The 13,759-nt window shown below is 64.2% G+C and carries 18 protein-coding genes and 1 tRNA gene; 16 read left to right on the top strand and 3 right to left on the bottom strand.

From position 1 onward, the window contains the following. The first annotated feature begins 46 nt into the window (after positions 1-46). The 9 genes from C3E77_RS05620 to C3E77_RS05660 are packed head-to-tail and all read left to right on the top strand — an operon-like array spanning position 47 to position 7,962. Entirely contained in the window at positions 47-352 is a 306-nt protein-coding gene (locus C3E77_RS05620; RefSeq protein WP_108390729.1) for an urease subunit gamma, read from the top strand. Between the two features lies 1 nt (position 353). After that, a complete protein-coding gene (locus C3E77_RS05625; protein ID WP_108390730.1) occupies positions 354-1,289 on the top strand; it encodes a sirohydrochlorin chelatase family protein in 936 nt (311 codons plus the stop codon). Between the two features lie 16 nt (positions 1,290-1,305). Beyond that, the gene (locus C3E77_RS05630) at positions 1,306-1,734 is read left to right on the top strand and encodes an urease subunit beta (protein ID WP_108390731.1); all 429 of its coding nucleotides are present in this window, start codon (positions 1,306-1,308) and stop codon (positions 1,732-1,734) included. Further along, positions 1,734-3,458: an urease subunit alpha gene (ureC, locus tag C3E77_RS05635; RefSeq protein WP_108390732.1), complete on the top strand. Its 1,725-nt coding sequence runs from the start codon at positions 1,734-1,736 to the stop codon at positions 3,456-3,458. Before C3E77_RS05630 ends, ureC begins: the two co-directional genes overlap by 1 nt. 7 nt (positions 3,459-3,465) lie before the next feature. Then, positions 3,466-4,161 (top strand): urease accessory protein UreF, encoded by a 696-nt coding sequence (locus C3E77_RS05640; RefSeq protein WP_108390733.1) that lies wholly within the window; start codon positions 3,466-3,468, stop codon positions 4,159-4,161. Positions 4,162-4,200: 39 nt separating this feature from the next. Continuing rightward, on the top strand, positions 4,201-4,836 hold the full coding sequence (gene ureG, locus C3E77_RS05645; RefSeq protein WP_108390734.1) for an urease accessory protein UreG: 636 nt from the start codon (positions 4,201-4,203) through the stop codon (positions 4,834-4,836). After that, on the top strand, positions 4,833-5,912 hold the full coding sequence (locus tag C3E77_RS05650) for an urease accessory protein UreD (RefSeq protein ID WP_108390735.1): 1,080 nt from the start codon (positions 4,833-4,835) through the stop codon (positions 5,910-5,912). Before ureG ends, C3E77_RS05650 begins: the two co-directional genes overlap by 4 nt. 22 nt (positions 5,913-5,934) lie before the next feature. Then, complete coding sequence (gene nicT / locus C3E77_RS05655; RefSeq protein ID WP_162924919.1) at positions 5,935-7,032, top strand: Nickel transporter NicT; 1,098 nt, start codon at positions 5,935-5,937, stop codon at positions 7,030-7,032. Next, the gene (locus C3E77_RS05660; RefSeq protein ID WP_108390737.1) at positions 7,033-7,962 is read left to right on the top strand and encodes an urea transporter; all 930 of its coding nucleotides are present in this window, start codon (positions 7,033-7,035) and stop codon (positions 7,960-7,962) included. A gap of 213 nt (positions 7,963-8,175) precedes the next feature. Here C3E77_RS05660 and crcB (C3E77_RS05665) read toward each other — a convergent pair whose 3' ends face one another. From crcB (C3E77_RS05665) to C3E77_RS05675, 3 genes are all read right to left on the bottom strand, one after another. Next, on the bottom strand, positions 8,176-8,553 hold the full coding sequence (gene crcB / locus C3E77_RS05665) for a fluoride efflux transporter CrcB (RefSeq protein ID WP_108390738.1): 378 nt from the start codon (positions 8,551-8,553) through the stop codon (positions 8,176-8,178). Next, entirely contained in the window at positions 8,550-9,014 is a 465-nt protein-coding gene (gene crcB, locus C3E77_RS05670; RefSeq protein WP_232529007.1) for a fluoride efflux transporter CrcB, read from the bottom strand. Before crcB (C3E77_RS05670) ends, crcB (C3E77_RS05665) begins: the two co-directional genes overlap by 4 nt. A gap of 114 nt (positions 9,015-9,128) precedes the next feature. After that, positions 9,129-9,689 (bottom strand): TetR/AcrR family transcriptional regulator, encoded by a 561-nt coding sequence (locus tag C3E77_RS05675; RefSeq protein WP_108390740.1) that lies wholly within the window; start codon positions 9,687-9,689, stop codon positions 9,129-9,131. Between the two features lie 115 nt (positions 9,690-9,804). Here C3E77_RS05675 and C3E77_RS05680 point away from each other — a divergent pair, with 115 nt between their 5' ends. The 7 genes from C3E77_RS05680 (at position 9,805) to C3E77_RS05705 (ending at position 13,613) form a co-directional block, all read left to right on the top strand. Continuing rightward, positions 9,805-10,848 (top strand): hypothetical protein, encoded by a 1,044-nt coding sequence (locus C3E77_RS05680; RefSeq protein ID WP_198412197.1) that lies wholly within the window; start codon positions 9,805-9,807, stop codon positions 10,846-10,848. 125 nt (positions 10,849-10,973) lie between these two features. Continuing rightward, positions 10,974-11,047: transfer RNA gene (locus C3E77_RS05685), tRNA-Pro, on the top strand. A 181-nt stretch (positions 11,048-11,228) separates the two neighbouring features. Next, positions 11,229-11,483 carry a helix-turn-helix domain-containing protein gene (locus C3E77_RS05690; protein WP_234031306.1) on the top strand — a complete coding sequence of 85 codons (255 nt, stop codon included), beginning with the start codon at positions 11,229-11,231 and terminating at the stop codon, positions 11,481-11,483. 21 nt (positions 11,484-11,504) lie between these two features. Further along, positions 11,505-11,732 carry a hypothetical protein gene (locus C3E77_RS15600; RefSeq protein ID WP_234031307.1) on the top strand — a complete coding sequence of 76 codons (228 nt, stop codon included), beginning with the start codon at positions 11,505-11,507 and terminating at the stop codon, positions 11,730-11,732. Further along, positions 11,729-12,253, top strand: a complete 525-nt coding sequence (locus C3E77_RS15605; RefSeq protein WP_234031308.1) for a tyrosine-type recombinase/integrase — start codon at positions 11,729-11,731, stop codon at positions 12,251-12,253. The genes C3E77_RS15600 and C3E77_RS15605 overlap by 4 nt, the downstream gene beginning before the upstream one ends. Further along, entirely contained in the window at positions 12,147-12,674 is a 528-nt protein-coding gene (locus tag C3E77_RS15610; protein WP_234031350.1) for a tyrosine-type recombinase/integrase, read from the top strand. The genes C3E77_RS15605 and C3E77_RS15610 overlap by 107 nt, the downstream gene beginning before the upstream one ends. 408 nt (positions 12,675-13,082) lie before the next feature. Continuing rightward, a complete protein-coding gene (locus tag C3E77_RS05705; RefSeq protein ID WP_162924920.1) occupies positions 13,083-13,613 on the top strand; it encodes a hypothetical protein in 531 nt (176 codons plus the stop codon). The last annotated feature ends 146 nt before the right edge of the window (positions 13,614-13,759 follow it).

The following is a 13,759-nucleotide window of genomic DNA, read 5'->3' on the forward strand; positions in this document are numbered from 1 at the left end:
ATGGAGCTGTCCACCCGGCAGGACAGATCGAGAAATCGGGGACGACATGAATCTCACTCCACGCGAAATTGACAAGCTGTACATCTACCAGGTCGCGGACCTGGCCAGAAAGCGGCGCGATCGAGGTACCAAACTCAACCTCAGCGAGGCGCAGGCTCTGGTCTCGGAAGCGATTCTCGAGGGAGCTCGCGACGGCAAATCCGTCGCCGAGTGTATGGAACTCGGCAAGACCGTCGTCTCGGAGTCCGACTGCATGGACGGTGTGCGTTCGCGCCTGTCTTTGCTGCAGGTCGAGGCGACGTTCCCCGATGGAAGCAAACTGGTCTCCTGCCACGACCCCGTGAGCGTCTGAGATGACCGCGACCGCTGACTTCCGCGCCTCGGTGGTGCTGGTCGGTGGCCACGAGAGCCACCATGGCGCAGACATCCGTTATCTCCAGGACGATCTGGATCGAACGACGGTTTCTCCGGCGGGGCGTCCGCTGCACAACACAGTGAAGCGGCTGCTCGCATCGAGCGGGGAGCCGGTCGTGGTTGTGCCGATGACCTTCGGCCGTGACCCGAGTTTTGTGGCCGACGTGGCCAAGACGCTCAAGTGGTTGTCAGCGGGAATCGAAGCGCCGGCAGCAGCGGTGCCTCGGGTGGCCCTCGCTCCGGACTTCGGAACGCTCGATCACCTGACGGCGTGGTTGCGCACCGCGGCGACGCAGGTGCGGCAGAGCAACCCGGAAGCTGCCGTGCTGATCAGTGCGGCGAGCGCCAACCCGTTCGATGACGCCGAGGTCTTTCGGATCGCGCACCTGGTGCGAACGCACGGTGCGGGCAACGAGGTCGAGGTTGCCATCGACGACGGCCGGGGAGGACCCGCGGCGGTCGACAAGCTCAAGCGGCTCGGCTTTAACGAGATCGTCGTTGTGCCTGCCGGGTTCCAGCGATCACCAGCCGGGAGCTGGGACAACGACGCGGATGCCGGGGTGCGGTTCTACGGGCCGATCATGTCGGAGCGGGCCGTCACCCTGGTGGTACACCAGCGCGTCGCTGACGCGCTGCACAGCCTGGGTCACGGCAACGATGGCATCGACGCCGGCCTCATGGCTGACCACGGCCACGGCTACGCCCACTCGCACGCGTTCGAGGAGCACGAGCACGGGCATGACCACGGGCACCCCCATACACACTCCCACGGCGAGCACTCATCCAACCGAGACCACCCGGATGCGCTCACGCGCGAACCCGAGGCTGCCGTCCACATTCACCACCACGACAACTCGCTCATTCACACGCAGTGATTGGAAGGAACAGACAATGCTAGGCAGTCCGAAATATCAGCACGGGTCCGACGAGATAGAGATCAACGCCGGCCGCGACAGTGTCACCCTCACGGTCAGCAACACGGGGGACCGGGCCGTTCAGGTCGGGTCGCACTTCCACTTCTTCGAGATCAACAAGGCCATGCTCTTCGAGCGCGAACGGGCCTACGGAATGCACCTGGATATCCCGGCGGGCACCGGCGTCCGGTTCGAGCCGGGAGACACGAAGCAAGTGACGCTCACGGCGTATGCGGGAACTCGCCACATCGTCGGGTTCAACAACCTCGTCAACGGCGGTCTCGACTCCGAGGACACCAGGATCCGCGCGATCGCACGGATGAAGGAACTGGGTTATCAGAACGGCACGCCAAACGGGCAATCGAATTCGTCATCAGACGGTTCAGCAGAACAGGGGAAGAACTAATGGCCATCATCCCGCGCAAACAATACACGGACCTCTTCGGCCCGACGGTCGGAGACCGGGTACAGCTCGGCGACACGAACCTCGTGATCCAGATCGAAAAGGACTACGCAGAGGGTCACTACGGTGACGAGGTCGTGTACGGAGGCGGAAAGACCGCCCGCGACGGAATGGCCGCTGACCCGCAGGCCACCGACGCGCAGGGCGTTCTCGACCTGGTGATCACGAACGCGATCATCCTCGACCCGATCCTCGGTGTCATCAAGGGCGACATCGGCGTGCGCGACGGCAGGATTGTCGGAATCGGCAAGGCAGGCAACCCGCACCTCCAGAGCGGAGTCGACCCTCGCCTCGTCGTCGGCCCGGGCACCGAGTTGCTCGCCGGCGAACACTTCATCGCAACGGCCGGTGGAATCGACACCCACGTGCACTTCATTTCGCCCCAGCAGGCGCTCGCCGCGCTCTCGAACGGCATCACGACGCTGTTCGGCGGTGGAACCGGTCCGACGGATGGCACCAACGGCGTCACAACGACGCCCGGGGTGTGGAACATCCACCGGATGCTCCAGGCAGCGGAAGAGGTACCGGTCAACCTCGGCTTCTCGGGCAAAGGCAATGGCTCACGCCCACAGGCCCTGATCGACCAGGTCGAGGCCGGCGCCGCTGGGCTCAAGGTGCACGAGGACTACGGAACCACCCCGGCTGCGCTGAGCAACGCGCTCGATGTCGCCGACCAGTATGACGTCCAGATCACCGTGCACACCGACAGCCTCAACGAGTCTGGCTTTGTCGAGAACACCCTGGATGCCATCAACGGCAGGACGATTCACACCTACCACACGGAGGGTGCCGGAGGTGGGCACGCGCCAGACATCCTGAAGGCCGCGGGACATCAGAACGTCATTCCGTCGTCGACAAACCCGACGCTGCCGTACACCGTGAACTCGGTCGATGAGCTGCTCGACATGGTGATGGTCTGTCACCACCTGTCGCACGACATCCCCGAGGATGTGTCGTTCGCCGACTCCCGCGTGCGGGCTGAGACGATCGCCGCTGAGACCGTGCTGCACGATGAAGGTGTGCTCTCGATTGTGTCGTCTGACTCGCAGGCGATGGGCCGGGTGGGGGAGTCGTTCCTTCGGACCTTCCAGATCGCCCACCACTGCAAGGACCAGCGTGGCAAGCTGCCGCAGGACTCGCCCGACAACGACAACTTCCGGGTGCTGCGTTACCTCGCGAAGATCACGATCAACCCGGCCATCGCGCAGGGGCTCTCCGAACACATCGGTTCGCTCGAAACGGGGAAGGTCGCCGACATCGTGCTGTGGCCGGTCGACTCGTTCGCGGTCAAACCGAGGCTCATCGTGAAGGGTGGCCTCATCAACTGGGGGGTCATGGGAGACCCCAACGCCTCACTGCCGACGCCTCAGCCGGTGTACTACCGGCCGATGTTCGGCGCGATGGGTCCGGCGCAGCAGGCCACTCGGATCACGTTCATGTCGCAGGCCGCCATCGACCTGGGTGTGCCGGAGAAGCTCGGGCTCAAGAGCCAGATCCTCCCGGTCAAGCGGACCAGGTCGATCGGTAAAGCGAACATGGTGCGCAACAGCGAGACTCCGGTGATTGACGTTGATCCAGAGACGTATGTCGTGACCTACGACGGAGTCGAAGCAACGATCGAGCCGGCCCAGTCGCTGCCGGGCACCCAGCTGTTCTTCCTGGCGTAGGGCAACCATGGCCGAAACGGAGCTGCGGCAGCTGCTGACGAGTCTGCAATTCTCGGACTCGGCGTTTCCGAGCGGCTTCTACACGATGTCGCACAGTCTCGAGGGGTACAGCCAGGCGAAGCTCGTTCAGCGCGGAGACGTGTTGGGGCTGCTGGCCGATCTTCTGGTGCACTCGGTGGGTCCCGGCGACGCGACAGCGCTCGCCGCGGCCCACCGGGCGGCACAGGGGGAGGACTGGGATGCGGTGCAGGATGCCGACCAGCGGCTGTTCGCATCGAAGCTCAATGCCGAGATGCGGAAGGCGTCGGTGCGCAGCGGACACCAGATGATCGACATGGCCCGCGAGGTCGTCGGCGGTGCCGGTATCGAGGAGTATGCGCGGCGGGTGAGAGCGCGCGAGACACCGGGATGCCAGCCGGTTGCGACAGCTGTGGTCTACGCGACGAGCGGCCTCGAGACCGAGAAGGCTGTGGCATCCGACCTGTTCGCCTTCGCGGTGAGCTTCGTCGGGGCCGGGCTCAGGCTTCGGCTGACCGACCACAAGGACGCCCAGGTGGTGCTGCACGAAATCGCGCCGGTGATCGAGCAGGTCGCCATCGATGCGGCCGAACGTGATCTGGATGACCTCGGCGGGTGCGCCCCCGTCGCCGACATCATGTCGGCGCAACACGAACGAGCAGAAGCGCGATTGTTCGCCAGCTGAGCGAGCAGTTCCGAACGACCGAACGGGAAAGAGAACACCATGAGCGAAAACACACTGAGAATCGGCATCGGCGGACCGGTGGGATCAGGCAAGACGGCGCTCGCCGAAGCGCTGGTTCCGCTGCTGATCGCCGCGGGCCGGACGCCAGGGGTCATCACGAACGACATCTACACGCAGGAAGACGCGCACCATGTGCGACGTGAACTCAAGGGCATCCTCGACCCCGACCGTGTCGTCGGCGTTGAGACCGGTGCCTGCCCGCACACCGCGGTGCGCGACGACCCCACGATGAACCTGGCCGCTGGGGCCGAGATGCTCGAGCGGTTCCCCGACATCGACACGCTGATCTACGAGTCCGGTGGCGATAACCTCACGCTGACCTTCTCACCGTCGCTCGCCGACGTTTTCGTCTTCGTGCTCGACACGGCGGAGGGCGAGAAGATGCCGCGCAAGCGGGGCCCTGGGATCACCGAGTCCGACATCCTCGTCATCAACAAGATCGACATCGCCCAATACGTGCGCTGCGACCTCAGTGTGATGGAGAGCGACGCGCACAAGGTGCGGGACGGCAAGCCCGTCGTGCTCACGAACTCGCTCACCGGTGAGGGAATCGAGGAGCTGTACTCGCAGATCATGAAGGTCTGGAACGACGCCCGGTCTGAGTTGGTCGGATGACCACCCTCGACGTCTCCGCTGTTCCCGTGGTTCGCGACGACGATGCGCGAACCACGGGGGACACGGGGGAGAGCGAGCCGACGCCCGTGACTCCTGTCGCCGCCGACGCGGGTGCCCCGGCACCGCGTCACGGTGGCTACCGGCTGCAGCCCGATTTTTACGAACCGGCTCGGGTACCGGCGGAGGTACAGCGGTATGCCGGGACCCTGCCGATGCTCCAGGTGGGCAGCCCGGGCAAGGTCGGGGTGCTGCAGCTCGGGTTCGAGCTGAAGAACGGCACGACGCAGCTGACGCATCATTACCAGAAGTCGCCGCTGCAGATCATGCGGCCCTTGTACTTCAACCTCGCTCGGCCTGACCTGCCGTACGTCTATCTCACCTCGACCGGTGGCGGCATCCTTCAGGGCGACCGGCTGCGGACCGACCTGACCTTCGGGCCGAATGCGTCAGCGCACATCACGACGCAGGCCCACACCAAGGTCTACAAGATGGGTCACGACTACGCCACGTCGATCATGAACATCACCGTCGACGAGGGCGCGTTCGTCGAGTACCTGCCTGAGCCGATCATTCCGTACGAGCACGCACGGGTCTACCAGCAGACCTCCGTGGTTCTCGATGAGTCCGCAACGCTCATCGCGGGGGAGACGGTGTATGCCGGTCGCCTCGCGAGGGGTGAGCGTCACGAATACGACGTCTACGCATCCGACTTCGAAGTGAAGCGACCGGACGGACGGCTTGTTGCCCTCGACCGGGTGCGGCTGACCCCACCGGATGGTGGAGTAGGCGGACTCGGCCTGCTGGCCGGTCATGACGTGCTCTCGATGCTTTACATCTTCGTGCCGAAGGGCACCGTGGATCTCGAAGCGCTCGCCGCGGTGGTGCACGAGACCCTGACGCCGTTCGCCGGACCGGGGTTCCTGTTCGGAGTGAGTGCCCTCCCTGCGGACGTCGGGGTCTGGATGCGACTGGTCGCCAGCGACACCGTCGCCGTGTCCAAGGCCAACACGGCGGTCTCGGCAGCGGTGCATGAACTGCTGACGGGCAAGCCTGCCGCCGTCATTCGCAAGAGTTGAACCGATGAAGGGGGAGGCGGACGTGACGAAGCAGCGCTCTTTCGCGACCCAGGTGGTCTCGGCCTTTCTTCCGGTGCTGCTCATGCACGTCATCGGCTTCGGGGTGTTCTTCGCCCTTGTGCAACCGCAGCACCTCGAGCTTGGGTCGACGATTTTCGGGATCGGTGTTGCCGTGACGGCATACGTTCTCGGGATCAAGCACGCCTTCGACGCCGACCACATCGCCGCCATCGACAACACGACGCGCAAACTCATCGACCTCAAGAAGCCGGCGGTCGGCGTCGGCCTGTTCTTCTCGCTCGGTCACTCGACCGTCGTGTTCCTGATGGCGGCGCTGCTGGCCATCGGTGTCAGCTGGGCGGTCGGGCTGACCGCGGACGGCAACGGCGTACGCAATGCGCTCGGTGTGTTCGGCACGCTGGTGTCCGGAGTGTTCCTCCTGATCATCGGCCTCATCAACGCCGTCGCCTTCATGGGCATTTACAAGGTCTGGCAGGCATCCCGCAACGGCGAAATCAACCAGGAAGAGCTCGACAAGCACCTCCAGGGCCGCGGTTTCATCTCGCGGATTCTGGGGCCGCTGATGAAGTCGGTCGACCGGCCCGGAAAGATGTACCTCGTCGGGTTTCTCTTCGGGCTCGGCTTCGACACGGCAAGCGAGATCGCCCTCCTCGTGCTCGCGGGTACCGGGGCAGCGACCGGACTGCCGTGGTACGCGGTGCTCTGCCTTCCGGTGATCTTTGCCGCTGGCATGAGTCTCTTCGACACGCTCGATTCGACCGTGATGGTCAAGGCGTACTCGTGGGCGACCATCAACCCCATCCGCAAGGTTTATTACAACCTCACGGTGACCGGCATCTCGGTGATGATCGCTGTGGTGATTGGCGGGATCCAGCTCGTGGGTCTGCTCAACGAGAAGCTCGGCCTCCGCGACCCGATCACGGGCTGGGTGGCGAGCATCGAACTGGAGAACGTCGGTTACATCATCGTCGGCACCCTGCTGCTCGCCTGGCTGGTCTCGGTGTCGTACTGGAGGTTCGGCCGGGTTGAAGAACGCTGGTCAAGCCAAACCGCCGGGGCATCCGCGCCCGGAGTGTCAGCGTCAGACGGAGGTCGATAAATGTCATCAACACGCAGCGAAGCCCGCTCGCAGGATTCGAAGGCGACCAACTGGCTACTCGCATTCGCACACGGGGTCTCGCAGATCTTCTTCCAGGCCAACCTCTGGACCGCACTCCTCTTCCTCGCGGCGTTCGTCGTCGCCGACTGGCGGATGGCCCTGCTCGTCGTACTGGGTTGTGTGGCGCAAACGGTCACCGGCAAGTTGCTCGGTGTCAAAACGGATGACGTCGTCGCCGGGCTGCAGGGATTCTGTGGTGCTCTCGTCGGTGCCGCGACCTTCACCATCCTCGGCGGGCAACTCGCGTCGTATCCGATCGCGATCATCGGCGGTGCGCTCTGTGCGCCGATCACCCTGCTCTTCATCTGGCTCTTCACGAAGACGCCGTTGAAGATCTACGGGCTGCCGGCGACGACGGCTCCGTTCTGCATCGTGGCCACGATCATCCTGCTGTCGACGGTGCCGCTGCACGTGAGCTCATCGCCCGAGCTGACCACGAACTCAGAGGTGCTGGCATTCTTCCGTTCCGTTCTGACGAACGCGTCGCAGGTCGTTCTGATCGACAACGTGTGGGCGGGTGCGCTGATCCTGATCGGCCTGTTCGTCGCCAACTGGAAGGTCGGAATCGCCGCGGTACTCGGCAGTGTGGTCGGCAGCCTGTGTGCGCTGGCGCTGCAGGAGACGCTCACCGAGACCGCCAACGGCCTCGCCGGTTACTCGGGTGTACTGACCGCGATCGCGCTGTCGGTCACCTTCCTCAAGAGCAACGCGACGTCGTGGATCCTCGCGGTCATCGGCACGATCATCACCGCCCTCGTGACGCTGCTGATGCACCGGCTGGGGGCGCCCACCTACACCTGGCCGTACATCCTGACGACCTGGGTCTTCCTGGTCATCGCCCACTACATCCCCTCAGCGAAGAAACCCTGAGCGGGTAACAGCGGAGAAGGTGCCAGCAAGCCTGCGAGTGCGCTGGCACCTTCTTCTGTGTCTGGGCGACGTGTGTGGTGCCCTGCGTCACGTGGGCAGCGGATGCCAGTGGCGCGTGTAGCCATTGACCAGCGGATGCCGTTGGCGCGTGTAGTCGTGATCAGCGGATGCCGTTGGCGTGGAACCAGCGGATGCCGGTGGAGCGAACGTCGTTTAGATTGAGGCGCCGATCCACAGGCCGAGCGCGGCGAGGGCGACACAGAGAACGAGCATGACGACGCCGCTGATGAACGCGTGGCCGTAACGCTTCTCTTTGATGAGCTGCACGGTTTCGTAGCTGGCGGTGCTGAACGTGGTGTATCCGCCGAGGAGCCCGGTACCGATGACGATGCTGAGGTCGGTGGGCAGCAGGTGCACCATCGTCAGTCCGGTGAGGAAGCCGAGCACCAGCGAGCCGGAGGCGTTGATGATGGTGGTCGCCCACTGGAACTTGGTCTTCAGGTGCGACCGGAGAAGTCCGTCGACGGTGAACCGGATGGCGGCGCCGACGCCACCACCAATGGCGAGGAGCACGAAGATGAGCGGAGTCATGATGCCTTCCTGCTGCTGTCAGTCGACTGCGGGGTTTCGGGCCCGCGGGCGCGATTCACGGCGCTGGCGATGACGATGCCGAGCCAGGTGGCGCAGGCTCCGACGATCACGGTGGCGAGCGAGTAGATGATCGCTTCAACGGGGAAACCGTCACGGAAGAGGACGCCCGTGTCGGTCGCGAGGGAGCTGTAAGTGGTGAAGCCGCCGCAGTAGCCGGTGCCGAGCAGGAGCTTGAGGTTCTTGCCGGTTGGCTTGGCGCTGTCGAGCCGGGTCACCGCCTCATAGAGGTAGCCGAGGAGGAACGCGCCGATCACGTTGATGATGGCGATCGAGATGGGTACTTCGCCGAGCTTGGGGATGACGAGCGAGAGCCACTCCCGGGTCGCTGCACCGAATGCACCGCCGATGAAGACGAGGCCGATCGGAGCCCACTTGAGGTGCTCGGGTCGCACCGCCATCATGCTTCGCCCCGAGTCACGGTCGGATGTGTCGTCGCAAGTTCAGACTGAATGCCCATGGGTTGACGCTAGTGCCTGTCGGAGCAACCCACAGGGGCGAAAGCCCCGTGGCGCAGCTCAGGTACCGGGGCGAACCCCTCTGATGAACACCTCGACCATCTTCTCTCTGAGGTCGGGTGCTGCTGCGTGGAGCATGTCGGGCAGGGGTCGGGTGATCATCCCGATGGCGATGATCAGTTCGAGTGCGCTGATGTCCCTCCGCACGAGACCTGCATCGTGTGCAGCGGCGAGCAGCTGGTCTACTCCGCTGAGCGTCGTCGCCTGTGCGTCTCGAAGCTGCGCCGACATCTCGTCACGCACGAACCCGGACAGCGCTTCCGTCAGGGCACCCAGATCCATCGTCACGAGGCGCTTGACGTAGGACTCCCACGCGCCCGCGGGGGAGTCGTGGATTCCGGCAAGTGCCTCCGCTGCCGCTTGCTGGATGTCGCTGAGGATGGAGAGGGCGACCTCGTCGGCGAGCGCAGCCCTCGACTCGAAGTTCCGATAGAAGGTGGCGATACCGACGCCGCTGGCTTCGGCGATGGTCTCGAGGGCGACGGTACCGCCGTGGGCGGCAAAGATCCTCCGCGCCTCGTGCACGATTCTCTGTCGGCGTCGCACAGCGTCGGCCCTCATGATGATTCCTCTCTCGCGCGTCTTACCCGCACCTCTCAGCATATCCGGAGGGATATCATCCGCTCAAGGCGTATACTGGAGGAAATTCATCCGGTTATACCAATAGAAAGCAACGATGGGACTTCTCAAAACGGCAGACGAACAGGCGCCACAAGCACACGAGGGCACCGGTGGGTCTGCACCCGCCCGGAAAGCAACACCGATCTTCAAGGTGCTCGGACTCACGGTCGGGCTCGGCGCCATACTCGTGGTGCTCTTGATGGTCTTCATCATGCCCTCGCTGAAGAGTGGGCCCCATAATCTCCCGGTCGGCATCGTCGGCACGGCTGCGGAGACGGCTGCCTGGGAGGAGGGGTTCGACTCGGCAGTACCCGGTGGTTTCGTAGCGTCCGCGTTCGGCTCGGAGGAGGAGCTTCGCACCGCCATCTCCAAACGGGAAATCGTCGGAGGTCTTGTTGTCGCCGAGTCGCAGGTCTCTGTACTCACCGCGAGCGCGGGTTCCGCCGCGATCTCGTCCACGCTCTCCTCGACGGCCACTGCTCTCGCTGCCCAGGCAGGGGCGGACGTCACGGTGACGGATGTTGTGCCGCTTCCGAAGAGCGATCCGACCGGGATCGGTATCGGCGGACTGGCGTTTCCCCTGGTTTTCGGCGGCATCGTGCCCGCTGTCGCGTTCCGCAAGTTCTTCCCGAAGAGCCTCGCGTGGACCGTTGCCGGGATCCTGACCTTCGCCGCCGTCGGCGGCGTGAGCGTTGCATTCGTTCTCATGTTTGTGTTTGGCAGCATCAGCGGGGCGTTCTGGCCGGTTGCTGCGGCCATGGCGTTGGGCATCGCGGGGCTCGCGCTTCCGTTGGCGGGCCTCGCGGAGGCGCTCGGCGGTAAGGGCTTCACCATCGGCGCTATGGTCATGATGTTCCTCGGGAACCCCCTGGCCGGCATTTCGACCTCGGCGGCATGGCTGCCGAGCGGGCTGGGGATGCTTGGGCAGATCCTTCCTCCGGGTGCGGCAGGAACTCTCGTCCGTTCTGCGGCGTACTTCGGCGGAGCCGGAGGGGTCGCTGCCGGCCTGACGCTCGGAGCGTGGGCGCTTGGCGGACTCGTGCTCCTCGCCATCGGGCAGCGCCGTGCGGCAAGGGCTCCACAGGCTGTGACCGCGTAGCCCATTGCGCGCCGCCTTGCCGAATCTGTCAGCGAAATCGTCCCACTAGGGTTGAGCGGGCGTGACAAAGGGCGGCCCATTTGTCCTGTAGCATTGACGAGGTCGTCCGCGAGGATGACTGGTCGCGGGCTGTGGCGCAGCTTGGTAGCGCACTTGACTGGGGGTCAAGGGGTCGCAGGTTCAAATCCTGTCAGCCCGACCGAATGTCCCGGAAACTCAAGGGTTTCCGGGACTTTTTAGGTTAAGAGATTTGATTGAGTCATCACTACGTCATCACTTTGAGCACATTTCAGCCGCTGACCCGGCCCTGCCGTCCGAGGCCCTGAGGTCGGTTTCGGTCCGTCCCGATCGTCCGGGATCGTCGTACGTACCTCCTGGGTATGAGCATTCACGACGACAACCCAACCTCTCCTCCCACCGACAACTGGGGCCTGGAGCCCCTGATGGACGTCCACGAGCTGGCGGCCTACCTGGACATCCCGATCTCCACCGTCTACGACTGGCGGGTGCACGGCAAAGGCCCCGCCGCCTACCGGCTCGGCAAACACCTGAAGTTCGCCGTCTCCGACGTGCGGGACTGGATCGCCCAGCAACGCGAACCCACCAGCGAGCCCAGGCGCACCGATCGGCGGTGAGCTGAGATGCCCCGGCAACGGTTGACCATCGGCACCTTCGGCGACATCAGCACCTATATGTCGCCGAGCGGCAGATACCTGGCGCGGACCCGCTACCGCGACTGGGACGGCCACGCCCGCTTGGTTCAGGCCAGCGGCACCACCGCCAAGGCCGCAGAACGTGCGCTGAAGAGCAAGCTTGCCGAACGGGACCTGTTCCAGCCCGCCGACACGAGGCTCACGCCGGACAGCCTGTCAAAGACCTGGTGACCTACTGGCTGGAGGACATCGATTCGGAGGGCCGGATCTCCCGGACCACCCGGAACCTCTACGAGCGCAACATGCGCACCCTGGTCTCCCCGGTGTTCGACCACCTCGCCCTGCGTGAGATCGGTGTGGCCCGGTGCGACAAGTTCATCAAGCGGCTGGCGAAGATCTCCTACAGTCGCGCCAAACAGGCCCGGGTCGTGCTGCGACTGGCACTGGAACTCGCGGTACGGCACGAGGTTCTCCCGCGCACCCCCATGGACCACATTGGTCGTCTGCACCGCGAGCCGCATATCCCGGACGCCTTGACCGCCCCCGAGGTGAACGTCATTCGCGCAGCGATCGCTCGGTGGGAGGCCGGGGCGGAACATGTGTCCGGCCCGAAGCCTGACGGCCAGCTTGGCGCTCGTCGAGGTGATGCTCGGCACCTCGGCTCGGATCGGAGAGGTGCTGGCCATCCGGCGCCGCGATGTCGACGTCGCCAGTGCCGTGCCATCCATCCGACTCGCCGGCACAATCATTAGCCGTAACGGCGAGCAGACCTTCCGGCAGGACCACCCGAAAACCGCCAGGTCCGCTCGCGTTGTTGCCATCCCCACCTTCACTGCCGATGCAGTCCGTCGGCGGCTCGCCAAGGTGGGCAGTCTGAGCCTGGACGAATTAGTGTTCCAGTCTCGGGACGGTACCCCGCTGACAGCGACGAACGTGCGGGGGCAGTTGCGTCACGTGCTCGGGGGGACGGGGATTGATGGGGTGACCCCGCACATGTTCCGCCGCACGGTTGCGACCGCGGTCAACACCGCCGCCAGCATAGAACTCGCGGCAGAACTGCGCGGCCACACGGATACCAAGATCACGGTGCAGCACTACATACAACGCATCGAGATGGTGAACCCGGCCACCGCCGCGCTCCTCGACCGCGCATTCGCGAAGGATGAACAGTGAACGCGGTGCTGCCACGGTGGCAGCACCATCACCCGGGGTTTCGCCGCTTCTCAGCGGATCATGACCGACTTGTTGCGGTGCCGCCACGGCGGTACCAAGGGCCCTTGTTCTGAAGTTATGCCGAAAGCCGGAGAATCAGGTCCTGGATGCAACGTGCGGGTCTCCTCAGAACTACCTTCCATTGTGCGCCGAGGATTGAGGTTCGCAATCGCTCCATCCGTGAAAGCGGAACCCTCTGCGGGAACCCCAAGCGGGCGAGCTCGACCTTCGTCCTCTTCATCCCAGTTGCAGATCCTGTCAGTTGCAGGTCCTGCAGGAGCAAATCCTCGCGGACCACGGGACGCGCCGGAGACATCAGGCTCTTCTACAGGGAGGTTGGGACTCATCCGTCCGCGCTACTGTCTGGTCATGACACTTGCGACGCCCCAACCCGCCATCGAAACAGACCCGCTCGTTGTGGCCATAGTAAGCGTGGCTCTCACGCTGATTGTGGGACTGGTTGTTGGCGTTGTAACTGCTTTGCTCGCACGAAAAGGAGAGCATGCGAAATGGCTGCGTGAACAGCGCTACGCGGCATACGTGGCTTTCATGATCGACATGAGCACCTTGACGGCATTGCTCCAAACGGATGTCTCTCTCACAAACTTGGTCAAGGTGAGAGCCCGCGCCGACGCCTACACCAAGAGCGCCTCCGCCGCGTTTGAAGCAGTCTCCTTGCTTGGACCACGCAAGGTTAATGCCGCCGGTCAGCGTTGGTTCTCCGCCGCGAATAACTATGCGAAAACAAAGACGACACCCGCCCGAACCGCGCTCGCAGAGGCGCGCTGGGAGTTCTTGATTGTCGCCGGCGAAATTCTCAACTCGAAGAACGTCAGGACGGCGCCAACGACAGAACCAGGCTCAACCTCGGCGAGGGGCGTCACGCCAGCGCCGAGATGACGGCTTGCCACCCATCCAAGGCTGGAAGCAACAATCTGGGCCAGGGGTATGGCCGCTACTCGCGTGCCAGCACAGCAGCTGTAGTACCGGACCTGTTGTGCGGCCATGCGACAGATCGCTTGCGATGTCCGAACCTCCACACTCGA

This window comes from Mycetocola zhujimingii (genome assembly GCF_003065425.1).
Taxonomy (GTDB): domain Bacteria; phylum Actinomycetota; class Actinomycetes; order Actinomycetales; family Microbacteriaceae; genus Mycetocola_A; species Mycetocola_A zhujimingii.

Coding starts and splice junctions, on each gene's coding strand:
- C3E77_RS05640 (WP_108390733.1), top strand. CDS start 3,466: ATGGCCGAAACGGAGCTGCGGCAGCTGCTGACGAGTCTGCAATTCTCG.
- C3E77_RS05630 (WP_108390731.1), top strand. CDS start 1,306: ATGCTAGGCAGTCCGAAATATCAGCACGGGTCCGACGAGATAGAGATC.
- C3E77_RS05620 (WP_108390729.1), top strand. CDS start 47: ATGAATCTCACTCCACGCGAAATTGACAAGCTGTACATCTACCAGGTC.
- crcB (WP_232529007.1), bottom strand. CDS start 9,014: ATGATGGCGGTGCGACCCGAGCACCTCAAGTGGGCTCCGATCGGCCTC.
- C3E77_RS05650 (WP_108390735.1), top strand. CDS start 4,833: ATGACCACCCTCGACGTCTCCGCTGTTCCCGTGGTTCGCGACGACGAT.
- crcB (WP_108390738.1), bottom strand. CDS start 8,553: ATGACTCCGCTCATCTTCGTGCTCCTCGCCATTGGTGGTGGCGTCGGC.
- C3E77_RS15610 (WP_234031350.1), top strand. CDS start 12,147: ATGCTCGGCACCTCGGCTCGGATCGGAGAGGTGCTGGCCATCCGGCGC.
- C3E77_RS05660 (WP_108390737.1), top strand. CDS start 7,033: ATGTCATCAACACGCAGCGAAGCCCGCTCGCAGGATTCGAAGGCGACC.
- ureC (WP_108390732.1), top strand. CDS start 1,734: ATGGCCATCATCCCGCGCAAACAATACACGGACCTCTTCGGCCCGACG.
- C3E77_RS05690 (WP_234031306.1), top strand. CDS start 11,229: ATGAGCATTCACGACGACAACCCAACCTCTCCTCCCACCGACAACTGG.
- ureG (WP_108390734.1), top strand. CDS start 4,201: ATGAGCGAAAACACACTGAGAATCGGCATCGGCGGACCGGTGGGATCA.
- C3E77_RS05625 (WP_108390730.1), top strand. CDS start 354: ATGACCGCGACCGCTGACTTCCGCGCCTCGGTGGTGCTGGTCGGTGGC.
- C3E77_RS05675 (WP_108390740.1), bottom strand. CDS start 9,689: ATGAGGGCCGACGCTGTGCGACGCCGACAGAGAATCGTGCACGAGGCG.
- C3E77_RS05705 (WP_162924920.1), top strand. CDS start 13,083: ATGACACTTGCGACGCCCCAACCCGCCATCGAAACAGACCCGCTCGTT.
- C3E77_RS05680 (WP_198412197.1), top strand. CDS start 9,805: ATGGGACTTCTCAAAACGGCAGACGAACAGGCGCCACAAGCACACGAG.